This window comes from Stenotrophomonas nematodicola, from assembly GCF_009467805.1.
Lineage (GTDB): Bacteria > Pseudomonadota > Gammaproteobacteria > Xanthomonadales > Xanthomonadaceae > Stenotrophomonas > Stenotrophomonas nematodicola.
In genome coordinates this window covers 17185-33039 of the sequence record NZ_WIAY01000004.1, presented here as the reverse complement: position 1 = coordinate 33039, position 15855 = coordinate 17185, and the positions used below count along the sequence as shown (strand labels likewise).

16 protein-coding genes are annotated in these 15855 nt (G+C 68.8%); 9 read left to right on the top strand and 7 right to left on the bottom strand.

The features are described 5' to 3' along the window. Position 1 precedes the first annotated feature (1 nt). The 3 genes from GDJ08_RS13030 (at position 2) to rpoH (ending at position 2868) form a co-directional block, all read left to right on the top strand. Positions 2 to 844, top strand: a complete 843-nt coding sequence (locus GDJ08_RS13030) for a response regulator (protein ID WP_017354633.1) — start codon at positions 2 to 4, stop codon at positions 842 to 844. Continuing rightward, entirely contained in the window at positions 841 to 1557 is a 717-nt protein-coding gene (gene ung / locus GDJ08_RS13025) for a uracil-DNA glycosylase (RefSeq protein WP_136004567.1), read from the top strand. Before GDJ08_RS13030 ends, ung begins: the two co-directional genes overlap by 4 nt. A gap of 435 nt (positions 1558 to 1992) precedes the next feature. After that, positions 1993 to 2868, top strand: a complete 876-nt coding sequence (rpoH, locus tag GDJ08_RS13020; protein WP_017354635.1) for an RNA polymerase sigma factor RpoH — start codon at positions 1993 to 1995, stop codon at positions 2866 to 2868. A gap of 89 nt (positions 2869 to 2957) precedes the next feature. Here the strand turns inward: rpoH and purD are convergent, their stop codons facing one another. The 4 genes from purD to purH form a co-directional block, all read right to left on the bottom strand. After that, positions 2958 to 4244, bottom strand: a complete 1287-nt coding sequence (gene purD / locus GDJ08_RS13015) for a phosphoribosylamine--glycine ligase (protein WP_136004565.1) — start codon at positions 4242 to 4244, stop codon at positions 2958 to 2960. An 88-nt stretch (positions 4245 to 4332) separates the two neighbouring features. Next, the gene (locus GDJ08_RS13010; RefSeq protein WP_153165033.1) at positions 4333 to 5244 is read right to left on the bottom strand and encodes a hypothetical protein; all 912 of its coding nucleotides are present in this window, start codon (positions 5242 to 5244) and stop codon (positions 4333 to 4335) included. Positions 5245 to 5286: 42 nt separating this feature from the next. Then, positions 5287 to 6189, bottom strand: coding sequence for a hypothetical protein (locus GDJ08_RS13005; RefSeq protein ID WP_153165032.1), 903 nt, complete (start codon positions 6187 to 6189; stop codon positions 5287 to 5289). Positions 6190 to 6196: 7 nt separating this feature from the next. Continuing rightward, positions 6197 to 7780: a bifunctional phosphoribosylaminoimidazolecarboxamide formyltransferase/IMP cyclohydrolase gene (gene purH, locus GDJ08_RS13000; protein ID WP_153165031.1), complete on the bottom strand. Its 1584-nt coding sequence runs from the start codon at positions 7778 to 7780 to the stop codon at positions 6197 to 6199. 75 nt (positions 7781 to 7855) lie between these two features. Between purH and GDJ08_RS12995 the strand changes: the two genes are divergently transcribed. Genes GDJ08_RS12995 through GDJ08_RS12970 form a run of 6 tightly spaced genes read left to right on the top strand, consistent with a single transcriptional unit; the run spans position 7856 to position 13641 of the window. Next, on the top strand, positions 7856 to 8464 hold the full coding sequence (locus GDJ08_RS12995) for a CDP-alcohol phosphatidyltransferase family protein (protein ID WP_026070539.1): 609 nt from the start codon (positions 7856 to 7858) through the stop codon (positions 8462 to 8464). Between the two features lie 55 nt (positions 8465 to 8519). Then, the gene (locus GDJ08_RS12990) at positions 8520 to 10283 is read left to right on the top strand and encodes a bifunctional alpha/beta hydrolase/class I SAM-dependent methyltransferase (protein WP_153165030.1); all 1764 of its coding nucleotides are present in this window, start codon (positions 8520 to 8522) and stop codon (positions 10281 to 10283) included. Next, positions 10276 to 11607: a phosphatase PAP2/dual specificity phosphatase family protein gene (locus GDJ08_RS12985; protein WP_153165029.1), complete on the top strand. Its 1332-nt coding sequence runs from the start codon at positions 10276 to 10278 to the stop codon at positions 11605 to 11607. Before GDJ08_RS12990 ends, GDJ08_RS12985 begins: the two co-directional genes overlap by 8 nt. Further along, positions 11604 to 12032 (top strand): hypothetical protein, encoded by a 429-nt coding sequence (locus tag GDJ08_RS12980; RefSeq protein WP_153165028.1) that lies wholly within the window; start codon positions 11604 to 11606, stop codon positions 12030 to 12032. The genes GDJ08_RS12985 and GDJ08_RS12980 overlap by 4 nt, the downstream gene beginning before the upstream one ends. Beyond that, positions 12029 to 12661 carry a lysophospholipid acyltransferase family protein gene (locus GDJ08_RS12975; protein ID WP_026071037.1) on the top strand — a complete coding sequence of 211 codons (633 nt, stop codon included), beginning with the start codon at positions 12029 to 12031 and terminating at the stop codon, positions 12659 to 12661. Before GDJ08_RS12980 ends, GDJ08_RS12975 begins: the two co-directional genes overlap by 4 nt. Beyond that, a complete protein-coding gene (locus tag GDJ08_RS12970; RefSeq protein WP_017357620.1) occupies positions 12658 to 13641 on the top strand; it encodes a phosphatidate cytidylyltransferase in 984 nt (327 codons plus the stop codon). Before GDJ08_RS12975 ends, GDJ08_RS12970 begins: the two co-directional genes overlap by 4 nt. 54 nt (positions 13642 to 13695) lie before the next feature. Here the strand turns inward: GDJ08_RS12970 and fis are convergent, their stop codons facing one another. From fis to prmA, 3 genes are all read right to left on the bottom strand, one after another. Then, positions 13696 to 13971, bottom strand: a complete 276-nt coding sequence (gene fis / locus GDJ08_RS12965) for a DNA-binding transcriptional regulator Fis (protein WP_026071038.1) — start codon at positions 13969 to 13971, stop codon at positions 13696 to 13698. Positions 13972 to 14085: 114 nt separating this feature from the next. Beyond that, complete coding sequence (locus GDJ08_RS12960) at positions 14086 to 14886, bottom strand: DUF3426 domain-containing protein (protein ID WP_153165027.1); 801 nt, start codon at positions 14884 to 14886, stop codon at positions 14086 to 14088. 30 nt (positions 14887 to 14916) lie between these two features. Then, a complete protein-coding gene (gene prmA, locus GDJ08_RS12955) occupies positions 14917 to 15837 on the bottom strand; it encodes a 50S ribosomal protein L11 methyltransferase (protein ID WP_153165026.1) in 921 nt (306 codons plus the stop codon). Positions 15838 to 15855: the final 18 nt, after the last annotated feature.

Here is a 15855-nt window from a genome sequence, read left to right as displayed (position 1 = left end):
CATGCGCCCGCAAGCCCTGAAGCACCTGGTCGACGACGCACCGCGCGTGATGGTCGTCGACGGCTCCAAGCTGGTCCGCAAACTGATCGCCGATGTGCTGCAGCGCGAGCTGCCGGCGGTGGACGTGGTGGGCTGCGCCAGCATCGAAGAGGCGCGCGCGGCATTGGCAGCCGGCCCGGTCAGTCTGGTCACCACCTCGCTGACGCTCAGCGACGGCGATGGGCTGGCACTGGCGCGGCTGGTACGCGAAACCGCGGGCCAGGCCTACGTGCCGGTGATCGTGGTGTCCGGTGACGCGCAGCAGCACCTGGAACAGCGCCGCTTCACCGAGTACGTCACCGACTATTTCGACAAGGCGTTGGGCCATGAGGCCTTGGCCACCTTCATCCGTGGCTACGTGCAGCCGGAGACGATTCCCGGCGCGACGATCCTGTACGTGGAAGACAGCCGGGTGGTCGCCGAGGCGACCAAGCGCATGCTTGAACGGCAGGGCCTGAACGTACTGCACGTGCTGACCGCCGAGGAAGCCTTTGCGCTGCTCACCGCCGAATCGCTGGGCCGCAGCAGCCACCGCATCGACCTGGTGCTGACCGACGTGACCCTCAAGGGCGAACTGAGCGGGCGCGATGTGGTGCAGCGCGTACGGGTGGACTTCGGCTACGGCAAGCGCCGCCTGCCGGTGCTGGTGATGACCGGCGATGGCAATCCGCTCAACCAGTCCGGCCTGCTCCAGGCCGGTGCCAACGACCTGGTGCAGAAGCCGATCGAAGAACGGCTGCTGATCACCAAGGTGCTGTTCCAGCTGCGGCTGGCCCGACTCAACGAAAAACCCCTGGTGCGATGAACGACGACGTACAACCGAGCATCCAGCTCGAGCCGAGCTGGAAGGCGCGGGTCGGGGAGTGGCTGCTGCGACCGGAGATGCGCGAGCTGTCCGGCTTCCTGCGCCAGCGCAAGGCCGCCGGGGCACGGGTGTTCCCGCCCGGCCCGCAGATCTTCGCCGCGTTTGACGCCACGCCGTTCGAGCAGGTCAAGGTGGTCATCCTCGGCCAGGACCCGTACCACGGCGCCGGGCAGGCGCACGGCCTGAGCTTCTCGGTGATGCCGGGGGTGCCGGTGCCGCCGTCGCTGCTGAACATCTACAAGGAAATCGAGGCCGATCTCGGCCTGCCGCGTCCGGACCACGGCTGCCTGCTGCCGTGGGCGCAGCGTGGCGTGCTGCTGCTCAACGCCGTGCTGACGGTGGAGGAGGGCCATGCCGGCGCCCACCAGCGACGTGGCTGGGAAGGTTTCACCGACCATGTGGTGGACACGCTCAACCGCGAGCGCGAGGGTCTGGTGTTCGTGCTGTGGGGCGCCTACGCGCAACAGAAGGGCAAGGTGATCGACACGGGCCGGCACCGCGTGCTCAAGGCACCGCACCCCTCGCCGCTGTCGGCCCACCGTGGCTTCCTCGGCTGCCGGCATTTCTCGGCTGCCAACGAGTACCTGCGCCGGCGCGGGCACGGTGCCATCGACTGGTCGCTGCCGCCGCGCGCGCAGCTCGGGCTGGACTGAGCCAGTCGTTCAGCATTTCGATGATCGCGCGCGCAACCTGGCGTTTGCGCATGGGCATGCGACGCCACAACGACAGACTCCCGGGTTCCTGCGCAGCGCGCCGGATCAGCGGCAGGCGATGCGGCCAATGGCAGGTCGGTGCCGTCCTCGGGTCGCCCCGGTCACTGCCCGGCGGTTGATGAACGATGGGCAACCTTTTTTCAGATGAATGGGCGTGGTCCCGCGGGTCGTTCAGGCAAAAACGACGCCGTTCGCCGGTGTTTTCATGGCAACTTGTTGAAATAAAAGCAATATTCTGTTGATTCGATGCCACTCGCCACTGTCATCATTTCGCGGTACGTTATCCGGGTTATCGGTGCCATCGTTGCATGAACGGAACGCTGGAACTTCTTTCTCCTTTAGCAGTCCAAGTTTCCGACTGCTAAGATGCCCCTTATGAGCCAGAACATGTCTACTGCCCTTGTGGCAAACAATCTCCCGATTCCCAGTGCGCTCGGTTCGCTGGACGCCTACATCGGTGCCGTGCACCAGATTCCGGTGCTGTCGGTCGATGACGAGCAGGACCTGGCCCGCCGCTTCCGCGACGAGCAGGACCTGGACGCCGCGCGCGAGCTGGTCCATTCCCATCTACGCTTCGTGGTGCACGTGGCCCGTGGCTACAACGGCTACGGCCTGGCGCTGGGCGACCTGATCCAGGAAGGCAACATCGGCCTGATGAAGGCGGTGAAGCGCTTCGACCCGGACATGGGCGTGCGCCTGGTGTCCTTCGCGGTGCACTGGATCCGTGCGGAAATGCACGAGTTCATCCTGAAGAACTGGCGCATCGTCAAGGTCGCCACGACCAAGGCGCAGCGCAAGCTGTTCTTCAACCTGCGCAAGTCCAAGACGCGCCTGGGCTGGATGAACGCGGCCGAAGTCAGCGCGGTCGCCAAGGACCTGAACGTGTCCGAGCGCGAAGTGCTGGAAATGGAATCGCGCCTGTCCGGTCGCGACATCGGTTTCGACGCGTCCAGCGATGACGACGACGACCATGCGCCGCCGTCGCCGGCCGCGTATCTGATGGCCAATGACGAAGATCCGTCGATGGCCTACGAGCGCGCCGACAGCGAAGACAACCAGCTGCAGCTGCTGCGCGAAGGCCTGGCCGAGCTGGATGCACGTTCGCGCGACATCATCCGCCGTCGCTGGCTGGACGCGGACAGCAAGGTGACGCTGCAGGAACTGGCTGACGAATACGGCGTTTCCGCCGAACGTATCCGTCAGGTCGAAGCAAACGCGCTGAAGAAGATGAAGGCGCTGTTTACCGCGTAACGCGGGCTGCACGGTGTTGCATTGAAAAGCCCGGCCAATGCCGGGCTTTTTTGTGTACTGGCCTTTCCAGCATCAAAGCGCAGAGCGCCTCAACCGCGTTCGCGCACCACGGCGCGCCAGCCGATGTCGTTGCGATGGAACTCGTTGGCCCACGTCACCGCCGCCACACCTGCGTAGGCATTGGCCTGCGCGTCGCCCACGCTGTCGCCCAGCGCCGCCACGCACAGCACCCGGCCGCCCGCGCTGAGCACCTGGCCCTGCGCGTCAAGCGTCGTGCCGGCATGGAACACCTTGGCCGTCGAAGGCACCTGATCCAGCCCGTGGATCACATCGCCGGTGATCGGTGCCTCGGGGTAGGGCGCAGCCGCCATCACCACGCCCAGCGACGGGCGCGGGTCCCACTGGGCCTGCACGGCGTCCAGGCGCGCATCGATGGCCGCTTCGACCAGATCCACCAGGTCCGACTGCAGGCGCAGCATCACCGGCTGCGTTTCCGGATCGCCGAAGCGGACGTTGAATTCGATCACCTTCGGCGCGCCGCCAGCATCGATCATCAGCCCGGCATAGAGGAAGCCGGTGAACGGAATGCCGTCGGTGATCATGCCCTGTACGGTCGGGTTGACCACCTCGCGCATCACCCGCGCATGCACCTCGTCTGTGACCACCGGTGCCGGCGAATAGGCACCCATGCCGCCGGTGTTCGGGCCGGTATCGCCGTCGCCCACGCGCTTGTGGTCCTGCGAGGTGGCCATCGGCAATGCGGTGCGGCCGTCCACCATCGAGATGAAGCTGGCTTCCTCGCCATCGAGGAACTCCTCGATCACCACGCGGGCACCGGCATCGCCGAAGGCGTTGCCCGAGAGCATGTCGCGCACCGCGTCTTCGGCCTCGGCCAGGGTCATCGCCACGATCACGCCCTTGCCGGCGGCCAGACCATCGGCCTTGACCACGATCGGCGCGCCCTTTTCGCGGAGATAGGCCAGGGCCGGCTCCACCTCGGTGTGCACGGCATAGAAGGCGGTCGGAATGCCGTGGCGGGCCAAGAAGTCCTTGGCGTACGCCTTGCTGCCTTCCAGCTGCGCGGCGGCGGCGGTGGGCCCGAAGATGCGGTGACCCGCCGCGCGGAAGCGGTCGACCACGCCGGCCACGAGCGGTACTTCGGGGCCGACCACGGTCAGCGCCACGCCCTCGGCGGCGGCCAGCGCGAGCAGGCCGTCCAGGTCGGTGACCTTGATCGGCACGTTGCGGCACTTGGTTTCGGTGGCGGTACCGGCATTGCCGGGGGCGACCAGCACTTCGGTCACCTTCGTCGACTGGGCCAGCTTCCAGGCCAGGGCGTGTTCACGGCCGCCAGCGCCGATGACCAGGATCTTCAATGCACTTCTCGCGTAAGGGGGGGCAGACCGGCGATTTTACGCGGTGCCGGTGCCGGGTGCATGGCACGGTCGCCCGGACACGCGCCGGTCAGCTGCCGCCGCAGTCGTTCCGCTGCAGCGCCTCGGGCACCTGGTAGGCCCGCGTTGCCGGGTCGAACATCAACTGGTGGAACTCATGCGCCGCCCCGGCGCAGTCCTGGCCGCGGCCACGCACGGTGATCGGCCAGTAGCCGTCCACGGGCGCCTGCTGCTCCACCGTCGTGCTGAAGTCGATGTTGAAGACCGTGCCGTCGCAGTCGTCCGGATCGCTGTCGCAGTCGTAGCGGGTCAGGTTGTCGAGATGGTCGCGGTAGCGGGCCACCTCGCGCAGGCGGTTGCTGTGCAGGGCGACGTAGCTGCGGTCGACCAGCGAACCGCCGCGGCCATTCCAGCGCTGGGTGAGGTGGAAGGCGGGGCGCTGCGGCCCCAGCGTTGCGACCTGCACCGTACCGGGAACGCCATCGCTGCCGGCGTTGACCTGCAGGCGCTGGTCCACCACCAGCAGCGGCCACGGCTGGCTGTCGCCGGTGACGCCGCGCTCGCCGTCGCGCAGTACGAACAGGTCGACCCGTCCCGGTTCGACGGTCGCCGCATCCTCGATGGTCTGGCAGACCGCCAGCAGGGTGTGGGCCTGGTCATCGACCGTCACGTTGCGGCGGGCGCAGACCGCGCGCTCCACCGGCCGCATCGCCACCACCTCGGTGTCTTCCCAGCGGTCCTTCCAGGCGCCGTCCAGGCGCGCCCTGGCGCCATAGCGCTGGTGCAGGAAGGTCAGCAGGCGCGCGTCGGCATCGCCGCTGGCCATCACCGTCTCCACGATCGGGGCGGTGTTATCCAGCCGGGGTTTCGCCGTTTCCTGCACGGCCGGCACCTCCTTGCCGCACCCGGCCAGCAGGGCCACCGCCAGCGCGATGCAGGCGGGTGGAGCAGTGCGGTGGATGCCGGTTGTTGTCATGGTCATGGTGACGTCATCAGGAGAGGGCGCTGCCCTGCAGCGTAGTACCTACTCGCGGCAGTGTTCGCGCAGCAACGCGTCGGGGATCGGGTAGGCGCCTTTGGCCGGGTCGTATACCAGGCGGTAGTGCTCGTCGGTGGGGCCGGTGCATTCGGGTCCCTGGCCACGCACATCCAGCGCCGCGTAGCCGTCCTGCAGTGCCTGCATGTCCGCCGTCACGCTGAAATCGATGTTGAACAGCCGGTTGCCGCAGGCGGTCGGGTCTTCGTCGCAGTCGTACGCGCTGTCGTTGTCGATGTGGTCGCGGAAGCTGGCGACCGGGGTGAGGCGGGTGTCGTGCAGGGCGACGTAGGTGCGCGATACCAGCGAATAGCCCTGCCCGTACCAGCCGTCGGTGATGCGGAACGCCGGCCGTTCGGGCCCCAGCGTATCGATCGCCACGGTGCCGGGCATGCCGCGCATGCCCGAGTACATCAACAGGTGCTCGGCCATCCGCACCAGCGGGCGGGAAGCGGTACCAGGCGCCGCCTCGCCATCGCGCAGGACGTACAGGTCGATCCGTCCCGGTTCGACGCTGGCCGCGTCTTCGAGGGTCTGGCAGACCGCCACGAGATGATGCGGCTGCCCGGTCACTGCCACCGTCTGCCGGGCGCACAGGCGACGCTCCACCGGGCGCGTGGCGTCCTGGTCGGGGTCGTCCCACTGGTCCTTCCACGCCGTGTCCAGCGTGGCCTTGGGGCCGTAGCGGTCGTGCAGGAAGGCGAGCAGGCGTTGATCGTCGTCGACCGGCTCGGCAGGCGCCGGTGTGGCCGCTGCGTGGCTGTCGAGCCGACGCGCCGGTTTGCCCGGATCGGCCGGCGTGGCATCACCACAGCCGGCCAGCAGTACCGTCAGCGCCGCACCCAGCCAGGGGCGGGGGGCGCGGCGGTCGACATTCCCTGTCGTGGTCATCGTGACGTCAGTGGCGGAAGTGGCGCACGCCGGTGAACACCATCGCCAGGCCGTGCTCGTCGGCTGCGGCGATCACCTCGTTGTCGCGCATCGAGCCGCCCGGCTGGATCACCGCCTTGATGCCGGCGGCCGCAGCGGCATCGATGCCGTCGCGGAACGGGAAGAAGGCATCGGAGGCCATCACCGACCCGTCCACCACCAGGTTCGCATCGGCCGCCTTGATGCCGGCGATGCGGGCCGAGTAGACCCGGCTCATCTGGCCGGCGCCGACACCGATGGTGCGGTTGTCCTTGGCGTAGACGATGGCGTTGGACTTGACGAACTTGGCCACCTTCCAGGCAAACAGCAGGTCGGCAAACTGCTTGTCGGTGGGCGCGAGCTTGCTGACCACGGTCAGCTCATCGCGCGCCATGCCGCGGTTGTCGGCGCTCTGCACCAGCAGGCCCGAGCCGATGCGCTTGGTGTCGTAGTTGTTGCGGCCATCGCCATGCGGAATGCGCAGCACGCGCACGTTGGCCTTCTTCTGCGCGTACTCGAGCGCGGCCGGTTCGTAGTCCGGGGCGATCAGCACTTCGACGAACTGGCGGTCCAGGATCACCTTGGCAGTGGCAGCGTCGAGCGGTCGGTTGAAGGCGATGATGCCGCCGAACGCGCTGGTCGGATCGGTCGCGTAGGCCAGCTCGTAGGCATCGCCGTTGCCGGCGCCCACAGCCACGCCGCACGGGTTGGCGTGCTTGACGATCACGCAGGCCGGCGCGTCGAACTGACGCACGCATTCCCACGCGGCATCGGCATCGGCCAGGTTGTTGTAGCTCAGTTCCTTGCCCTGCAGCTGCTGGAAGGTGGCCAGCGTGCCCGGCACCGGGTACAGGTCGCGGTAGAACGCGCCGCTCTGGTGCGGATTCTCGCCGTAGCGCAGGTCCATCACCTTCACGAAACTGCTGTTCATCTGCGCCGGGAACTCGGTGCGCACCGGCACGGCCGCCTCGGTGCTGGCCACGGCGGACAGATAGTTGCTGATGGCCGCATCGTACTGGGCCACGCGGTTGAACGCGGCTACGGACAAGGCAAAACGCTTGCCGGCCGACAACCGGCCTTCGTGGGCGTCCAGCTCGGCAAGCAGCTCGGCGTACTGCGACGGATCGGTCGCCACCGCGACGCGCGCGAAGTTCTTGGCTGCCGAACGCAGCATCGCCGGGCCACCGATGTCGATGTTCTCCACCGCCTCGTCGAGCGTGCAGCCGGCCTTGGCGGTCACCGCCTCGAACGGATACAGATTCAACACCAGCAGGTCGATCGCGTCGATGCCGTGTTCGGCCATCACGGCCTCGTCCAGCCCGGCGCGGCCGAGCAGGCCGCCGTGGACCCGCGGATGCAGGGTCTTGACCCGGCCATCCATCATTTCCGGGAAGCCGGTGACATCGGCCACGTCCTTGACGGCCAGGCCGGCGTCGCGGATCGCCTTGGCGGTGCCGCCGGTCGACACCAGCTCGACGTTGCGGGCGGCGAGGGCGCGGGCCAGGTCGATCAGGCCGGTTTTGTCGGAAACGGACAGCAGGGCCCGGCGCACGGGCAGCAGATCGGAACTCATGGGGGCAGGAGATCGAAGCGGAGCGGGTGCATATTGTAGGCTCCCCGGCATCCGCCATGAACCACAGGACAGGGAATCGTGTCGATCTATGCGTTGAAGGGACGCTTCCAGGCCCTGCTGCGGCCCGCCGTAGCCGGCCTGTACCGGGCCGGGGTCACCGCCAACGTGGTCACGCTGGCGGCGGCGGTGGTCTCGCTGGCCGTGGCCGCCGCCGTGTACGTGTGGGGCCCGTCGCAGCCAATGGGGTATCTGGCGCTGCCGGTGTGGATGCTGCTGCGCATGGCGCTCAATGCCGTGGATGGCATGCTTGCCCGCGAATTCGGGCAGCAGTCGCGGCTGGGTGCCTATCTCAATGAACTCTGCGACGTCATCGCCGACGCGGCGCTGTATCTGTCGCTGCTGAGTCTGCCCGGGGTAGCCTCCGCTGCCCTGTGGACATTGGCGTGGCTGGCGGCGGTTTGCGAGTACGCTGGCGTCCTGGGCCTGATGGTGGGGGCAAGCCGTCGCTATGACGGTCCAATGGGCAAAAGCGATCGCGCCTTCGTGATCGGCGTGACAGGATTGTTGTTGGCCCTGGGCTGGATCGCAGCGCCAGGGGTGACCTGGATCGCGTGGGCAGCGGCCGCCTTGTGCGCGTGGACCACGCTGCGCCGGGTAAGGACAGGATTGGCGGAGGCCGGCTGACCCAGCCGGCAGCCGATCAACGGCGGATTCCGCCGGATGCACAACGGAGTGATGCATGCGCGCACAGCAACACCTGCAGTTCCACAGTTTCGATGCACAGCCGCTGTTCTACCGGCATTGGCCCGCCACCGACCCGACTCCGGCCTCACCCCGGCGCGCGCTGGTGCTGCTGCATCGCGGGCACGAGCATTCCGGGCGCGTGGCGCACCTGGTGGACGAGCTGGACCTGCCCGGGATGGACGTGTTCGCCTGGGATGCCCGCGGCAACGGCCAGTCGCCTGGTGCACGCGGCGATGCGCCCGGCTTCGACGCGCTGGTGCGTGACCTGGACAGCTTCATCGCGCACCTGCACGACCATCACGGCATCGCCGTGGAAGACATCGCCATCATCGCCCAGAGCGTGGGCGCGGTCGTCGCCGCGACCTGGGTTCACGACTATGCGCCGCCGCTGCGTGCGCTGGTGCTCGCCTCGCCGGCATTCAAGGTGAAGCTGTACGTGCCGTTCGCGCGCCCCGGGCTGGCGCTGATGCAGAAACTGCGCGGCAACTTCTTCGTCAACAGTTACGTCAAGCCGCAGTGGCTCACCCACGACCCGGAACGGGTGGCCAGCTACCGCACCGACCCGCTGATCACCCGGCCGATTTCGGTGCGCGTGCTGCTGGGGCTCTACGAAGCGGCCGACCGCGTGGTCGGCGACGCACAGGCAATCACCGTGCCGACCCAGCTGCTGGTTTCGGGCGCGGATTTCGTGGTCCATCGCGCGCCGCAGGACCGCTTCTACGAGCGCCTGCGTTCACCGATCAAAGAGCGCCACCTGCTGCCCGGCTTCTTCCATGACACCCTCGGCGAGCGCGACCGCGCCCCGGCCGTGGCCGCCATCCGCCGCTTCATCGGCGAGCGCTTCGCCGCGCCGCTGGTACGGCCCAGCCTGCGCAACGCGCATCGCCACGGCCCCACCTTCGATGAGGCCGAGGTGCTGGCGTGGCCCCCGCAGCGCAACAGCCTGAAGGATCTGTACTGGCGCTTCACCCGCGCCGGCCTGCGCGTTGGCGGGCGCCTGTCCGAGGGCATCGCGCTGGGCCTGGAGACCGGCTTCGATTCGGGCAGCACGCTGGACTACATCTACCGCGACCAGGCACGCGGGCGCGGTCCGCTGGGCCGGTTCGTGGATCGCAACTACCTCGACGCCATCGGCTGGCGCGGCATCCGCGTGCGCCGCACCCACGTGCGCGAGCTGCTGCAGCTGGCGGCGCTGCGCCTGCGTGGCGAAGGCCGGCCGGTGCGCGTGCTCGACGTGGCCGCCGGCCACGGGCGCTATGATCTGGATGCACTGGCCCAGGGCGAACAGCGCGCCGATGCGATCCTGCTGCGCGATTTCAGCGAGCGAAACGTGGTTGAAGGCCGCGCGCTGATCGAGGCGTTCGGCGCGGCCGACATCGCCCGCTTCGAGCAGGGCGATGCCTTCGATGCCGATGCGCTGGCCGCGCTGCCGGACACGCCGACGCTGTCGATCGTGTCGGGCCTGTATGAACTGTTCGCCGACAACGACGCGGTGGCGCGCTCGCTGCAGGGCATCGCTGCCGCCATGCGCGAGGGCGGCTACCTCGTGTACACCGGTCAGCCGTGGCACCCGCAACTGGAGTTCATCGCCCGCGCGCTGACCAGCCACCGTGCAGGCGCGGCCTGGGTGATGCGCCGCCGCACCCAGCAGGAGATGGACGAACTGGTGCGCCTGGCCGGATTCGAGAAGGTCACCCAGCGCATCGACCGCTTCGGCATCTTCACCGTGTCGCTGGCGCGCCGGGTGGGCCATGACTGAGGGCGGGCGTCCCTGGCGGCGCGCGCTGCTGTGGCTGGCCCTGCTGGGGCCGTTCTTCTTCCTCAGCTATGGCTTCGCCAATGCGATGGCCGCGCGCCTGCCGTTCGTGCCGTCGATCGTGTTCGACTGGGAAGCGCGCATTCCGTTCCAGGCCTGGACCATCGTGCCCTACTGGTCCATCGACCTGTTCTACGTGGCGTCCTTCTTCGTCTGCACCCAGCGCGCCGAGCTGGACGCGCACGCGCGCCGGCTGCTGACCGCGCAGCTGCTGTCGGTGGCGTGCTTCCTGCTGTGGCCCCTGCGCTTCAGCCTGGAGCGGCCCGACACCGGTGGCGTGTTCGGCTGGTTGTTCGATGTGCTGCTGGGCTTTGACAAGCCGTTCAACCAGGCGCCGTCGCTGCACATCGTGCTGCTGGTGGTGCTGTGGGTTCGCTTCCAGCAGCACCTGCACGGTCTGTGGCGGACCGCGCTGCATGTCTGGTTCGCATTGATCGGGCTGTCGGTGCTGACCACCTGGCAGCATCACTTCATCGACGTGCCCACCGGCGTGGCGGTGGGCTGGCTGTGCGTGTGGCTGTGGCCGCTGCAGGGGTCGTCACCGCTGCGGCACTGGCAGTGGGCACGCGAGCCCACGCGCTGGCGGCTGGCCGTGCTGTACCTGGCCGGCAGCGCCGGCTGTGCGGCCCTGGCGTGGGCCGTGGGCGGGTGGGCGATGTGGCTGGCGTGGCCGGCCCTGTCGCTGCTGCTGGTGGCGCTGGCGTACGCCGGCCTGGGGATCGCCGTGTTCCAGAAGCAGGAGGACGGGCGGCTGAGCATGGCCGCGACCTGGCTGCTGGCGCCGTACCTGGGTGCCGCCTGGCTCAATGCGCGCTGGTGGACACGACGCGCGCCGCAGCCACAGCTGGTGATCGACGGGGTGTGGCTGGGCCGGCTGCCGGACGCCGATGCCACGCTGACGGTGGCAACCGTGGTGGATGTGTGCGCCGAGCTGCCGTTCCGCACGCGGGTGCGGCATTACCGCAGCGTGCCGATGCTCGATCTGGCCACGCCATCGCCGGCCGCGCTGCGTCAGGCCGCCGATGCGATTGCGCATGGCCGCCGGCGCGGCGAGGTGCTGGTGTGCTGCGCACTGGGCTATTCGCGCAGCGCCGCTGCCGTGGCCACGTGGCTGTGCCGCAGCGGCCATACCGCCAGCGCCGATGCCGCCATCACCCTGCTGGCACAGGACTGCCCGCGGATCGTGCTGCACGCACGCCACCGCCGGGCGATTGAACAGGCGGTGCGCGAGGGCGCCGCCAATGGGCAGACACAGGTGAATGCATGAGCATGCTGTTCCAACTGCGGGTGATGACCGCCGTACTGCGCCAGGCACGCCTGGCGGCGGTGATATCCACCCTGCTGGCTGCCGCCGCGCTGCTGCTGGCAAGCGTGTCGTCCCCTGGCCTGGTGGCCATGACACTGGCGCTGGCCTCGCTGCTGGCTGCGGGGGTGCAGGCGTATTACGCCGCCCGCGTCGGTTTCGATGCGGCGCTGCTGGAGGCCATGCAGGCCTGCCATCCGGATGCCGCCCCCGGTGTGATCGACGATGTCCTGCAGAAGCTGGGCCTGCGTGACGCGTCGGCGACCAGCCGCGGCTGGCAGGCACGCTGGCAGGGCATGCGCCGGCTGATGCGCTGGCAGCTGCTCGCGCTCGGCGCGCAGGCGGTGCTGCTGCTGGCGGCACACCTGTGCCGGTGGGTGCCGTGGTGATCGCCGACCTGATCGCCCGCGGCTGCAGTGGCGCGATCCGCACGCTGACCGGCGCGCGGGCGTTGTGGCAGGGCTGTGCGCCGTCGAGCGACCACCGCGTGTACTACGGCAACCACGCCAGTCACGGTGACTTCGTGCTGATCTGGTCGGCGCTGCCGATCACGCTTCGCCGCCAGGTGCGGCCGGTGGCCGCGGCCGACTACTGGCAGCGCGATGCCCTGCGCCGCTACCTGATCCATGCCGTGTTCAACGGCGTGCTGATCGAGCGCGATGCGGCCAAGCGCGAGCACGACCCCATCGCCTGTCTGTGCCAGGCGGTGGACGAGGGCAACTCGCTGATCCTGTTCCCCGAGGGTACCCGCAACACCGACGAGGGCGTGCTGCCGTTCAAGAGCGGCATCTACCATCTGGCGCGGCAACGCCCGGAGCTGGAGTTCGTGCCGGTGTGGATCGACAACCTCAAGCGGGTGATGCCCAAGGGCCGCTGGCTGCCGTTGCCGCTGCTGTGCACCACTACGTTCGGCGAACCGCTGCGGCTGAAGGCCGACGAAGACAAGGACCGCTTCCTGGAGCGGGCCCGGCTGTCGCTGCTCGCGTTGGACCCGCAGCCACGCAGGCACCGCGCATGACCGTGTTCCAGGTGTTGTCCACCGACGTGGCCCAGCTGTCCACGCACGCGCAGACCCGGCTGCTGTTTGCCGGCATCGCCGCCGTGCTGGTGGTGGCCACGGTGATCGCCGAGACCCTGCGCTGGCGTGCGCGGCATGCGCCCAGCCCGGTGCTGGCCAACCTGGTCTCGCGCATCCGCGCCTGGTGGGTGATGGCCGCCGTGGTGGCGCTGGCGTTCTTCTTCGGGCGTACCGGCGTGGTGGTGCTGTTCGCGGTGGTGTCGCTGTTCGCCCTGCGCGAGTTCATCACCCTTACGCCGACTCGGGCCGGCGACTACTACGCGCTGCTGGCGGCGTTCTACATCGTGCTGCCCTGGCAGTACTGGCTGGTGTGGACCGACTGGTACGGCCTGTACACGCTGCTGATCCCGGTCTATGCGTTCCTGTTCCTGCCGATCCTGGCCACCATCGGTGGCGACACCACCGACTACCTGGAGCGCACGTCCAAGGTGCAGTGGGGCCTGATGATCTGCGTGTTCTGCATTTCCCACGTGCCGGCGCTGCTGAACCTGCGCCTGGCCGGTGTGGAACCGGCGCGCAACCTGCTGCTGTTCGCCTTCCTGGTGATCGTGGTGCAGTCCTCGGATGTGCTGCAGTACGTGTGGGGCAAGCTGATCGGGCGGCGGTTGATCGCGCCGAAGCTGTCGCCGTCCAAGACCGTGGAGGGGTTCATCGGCGGGGTACTGTCGGCCAGCGCGCTGGGCGCGGCACTGTGCTGGCTGACCCCGTTCACGCCGTGGCAGGCGTTCGGCATGTCGCTGGTGGTCAACCTGATGGGCTTCTGGGGCGGCCTGGTGATGTCGGCGATCAAACGCGACCGCGGCATCAAGGACTGGGGCCACATGATCGAGGGCCACGGCGGCATGCTCGACCGGCTGGATTCGGTGTGCTTCGCCGCGCCGGTGTTCTTCCACCTGGTGCGGTACTTCTGGAGCGGTTGATCCGCGTACCAACCACGGGTCGGTATCCGCCGCGAGAGACGGATCGGCACCGGCTCAGGTGGTGATGCCGTATTCCTTGAGCTTCTTGCGCAGTGTGGCGCGGTGGATGCCCAGCATCGCAGCGGCGCGGCTCTGGTTGCCTTCGCAGTGGTTGAGCACCTCCACGAACAGCGGAATCTCCATTTCACGCAGGACGATCTCGTAGACATCGTCGGCATCACAGCCATCCAGGTCCCGCAGGTACCGCCTCACCGACTGGGCTACATGTTCGCGCAGCGGTGGCTTGGGAGCGCCACGACTGGTGTCAGGACGAGGAAGGACAGCGTTCAAGGAGGATCCCGATGCAGGAGCCGGGGCGGACAACAGCCCTCGGCGGAATGATGATGGGGCCAGTCTACCGTGTGCGCCCGCAGGCTGCCACGCCGAACCGGACGAACGGCAGGGTCACAGGAACTCGAATGTGAATGCGACGGTCGATGCCGCAGGCTCGCGGACACGGAAGGCGATGCGCGCGCTCTGTCCCGGCTCCAGCACATGGCCGCTGGCGTTGGCGGCACCCAGGTAGTCGGCCGGCGCGAACTCGCCGGTGCCGATCAGGCGGCCATCGGCATCGGACAGCGACAGACGCAGCGCAGGCCATGCCTGTGCCCAGCGCGCATCGTTACGGAAGCTGGCCTGCACCTGCAGCGCACCCGGTTGTCCGGGTACAGGGCGGACATCGCGGCTGATCATGCTGAACGCTGCCGGTTCGCGCCACGCCGGCAACGTACAGCGCAGCACGCTGCACAGGCCGGCGATCCACGGGCGCGTACCGGCATCGGCGGCCAACCGGGCGCGGTCGGCCACCGCGATCTGCAACAGCAGCAGCACACCAAGGCCGGCGACCAGGCCCCATTGCCAGCGCGGCGTACGCAGGCGCGCACGGGGCGCCTGCAGGAAGCTCGGTGCGGTGGCGAGCGGCGCATCGTCGGCGCTCGCACCGGCCGTCAGCGCGTCGTCAGCCGGTGTCGCATCGGCCTCAACAACGGGCTCCGCGTCGGTCTCCGCATCGACCTCGGCGGGCGCTATCGCGATCTGCGGCAATGCGTCGCCCCACGGCGTGTCGCCGGTGCTGGCGGCGGTGTCGTCATCGGCACGACCATCAGCCGGCGCCGGCGGAAGGCCGTCGTCCACGGGCGCGGCGTCCTGCGCAGGGCGCAGGAAGGTGGCAAGCGGACGTCGCGGAGGCTGCGTGGGCTCGGACATGGGCGCGGGACCGGGCGAAGGACGCCTTATTCAAGCACGGCGGGTGCCGGTGATGCGCATCCAGTCCTCGTCCTGGGCCACTTCCAGCGCCTCGAACCACGGCGCGTAACGCTCCAGCAGTTCGCCTTCCTGGCCGTGCAGGATGCCCGACAGCGCAATGCGGCCACCGGGCGCGACGCGCGCAGCCAGCACCTCGGCCAGGGCGTCCAGTGCCGAGGCCAGAATGTTGGCCACCACCACCGGGTAGGTGGCCGGCGGTTCGTCGGCCGGCAGGTACACCGCGATGCGGTCCTGGAGGCCGTTGCGCTCGGCGTTGTCGCCGGTGGCGATCACGGCCTGCGGATCGTTGTCCACGCCCACGGCGCGGGCGGCGCCGAGTTTCAGTGCGGCCAGCGCCAGGATCCCCGAGCCGCAGCCGAAGTCGAGCACGGTCTGGCCATCCAGCGCGCCCTCGGCGGCCAGACCGTCGAGCCAACGCAGGCACAGCGCGGTGGTCGGGTGGGTGCCCGAGCCGAAGGCCAGGCCCGGGTCCAGCCGCACCACGGCCGCGTCGTCGGCCTGCGCGGCCTCGGGCAGGTCATGGTTCCAGGGCACGATCCAGGTGCGCTCGCCGAACGCCATCGGCTGGAACTGGTCCAGCCAGGCGCGTTCCCAGTCTTCGTCCTGGACCGCACGGAAGCTGGCGTTGCCCCAGTCCAGACCCGGGTCGAACGCATCCAGCGCGGCCAGCAGGGCCAGCGCGTTGGTATCGGCCGGGAACAGCGCGGTCAGCACCAGGTCGTTCCACAGCGGGGTCTCGCCCACGCCGGGTTCCAGGATGGCCTGCTCGTTGCTGGTGTCGGCGTCGGCATCGAGCAGGGTCACCGCCAGCGCACCGACGTCGTCCAGCGCATTCTCATAGCGGGGCTGCGTGGTTTCGGTGCAGCGGAGGGTGAGTTCCAGGAAGGGCATGGGGGCGAGGCCTGCGGA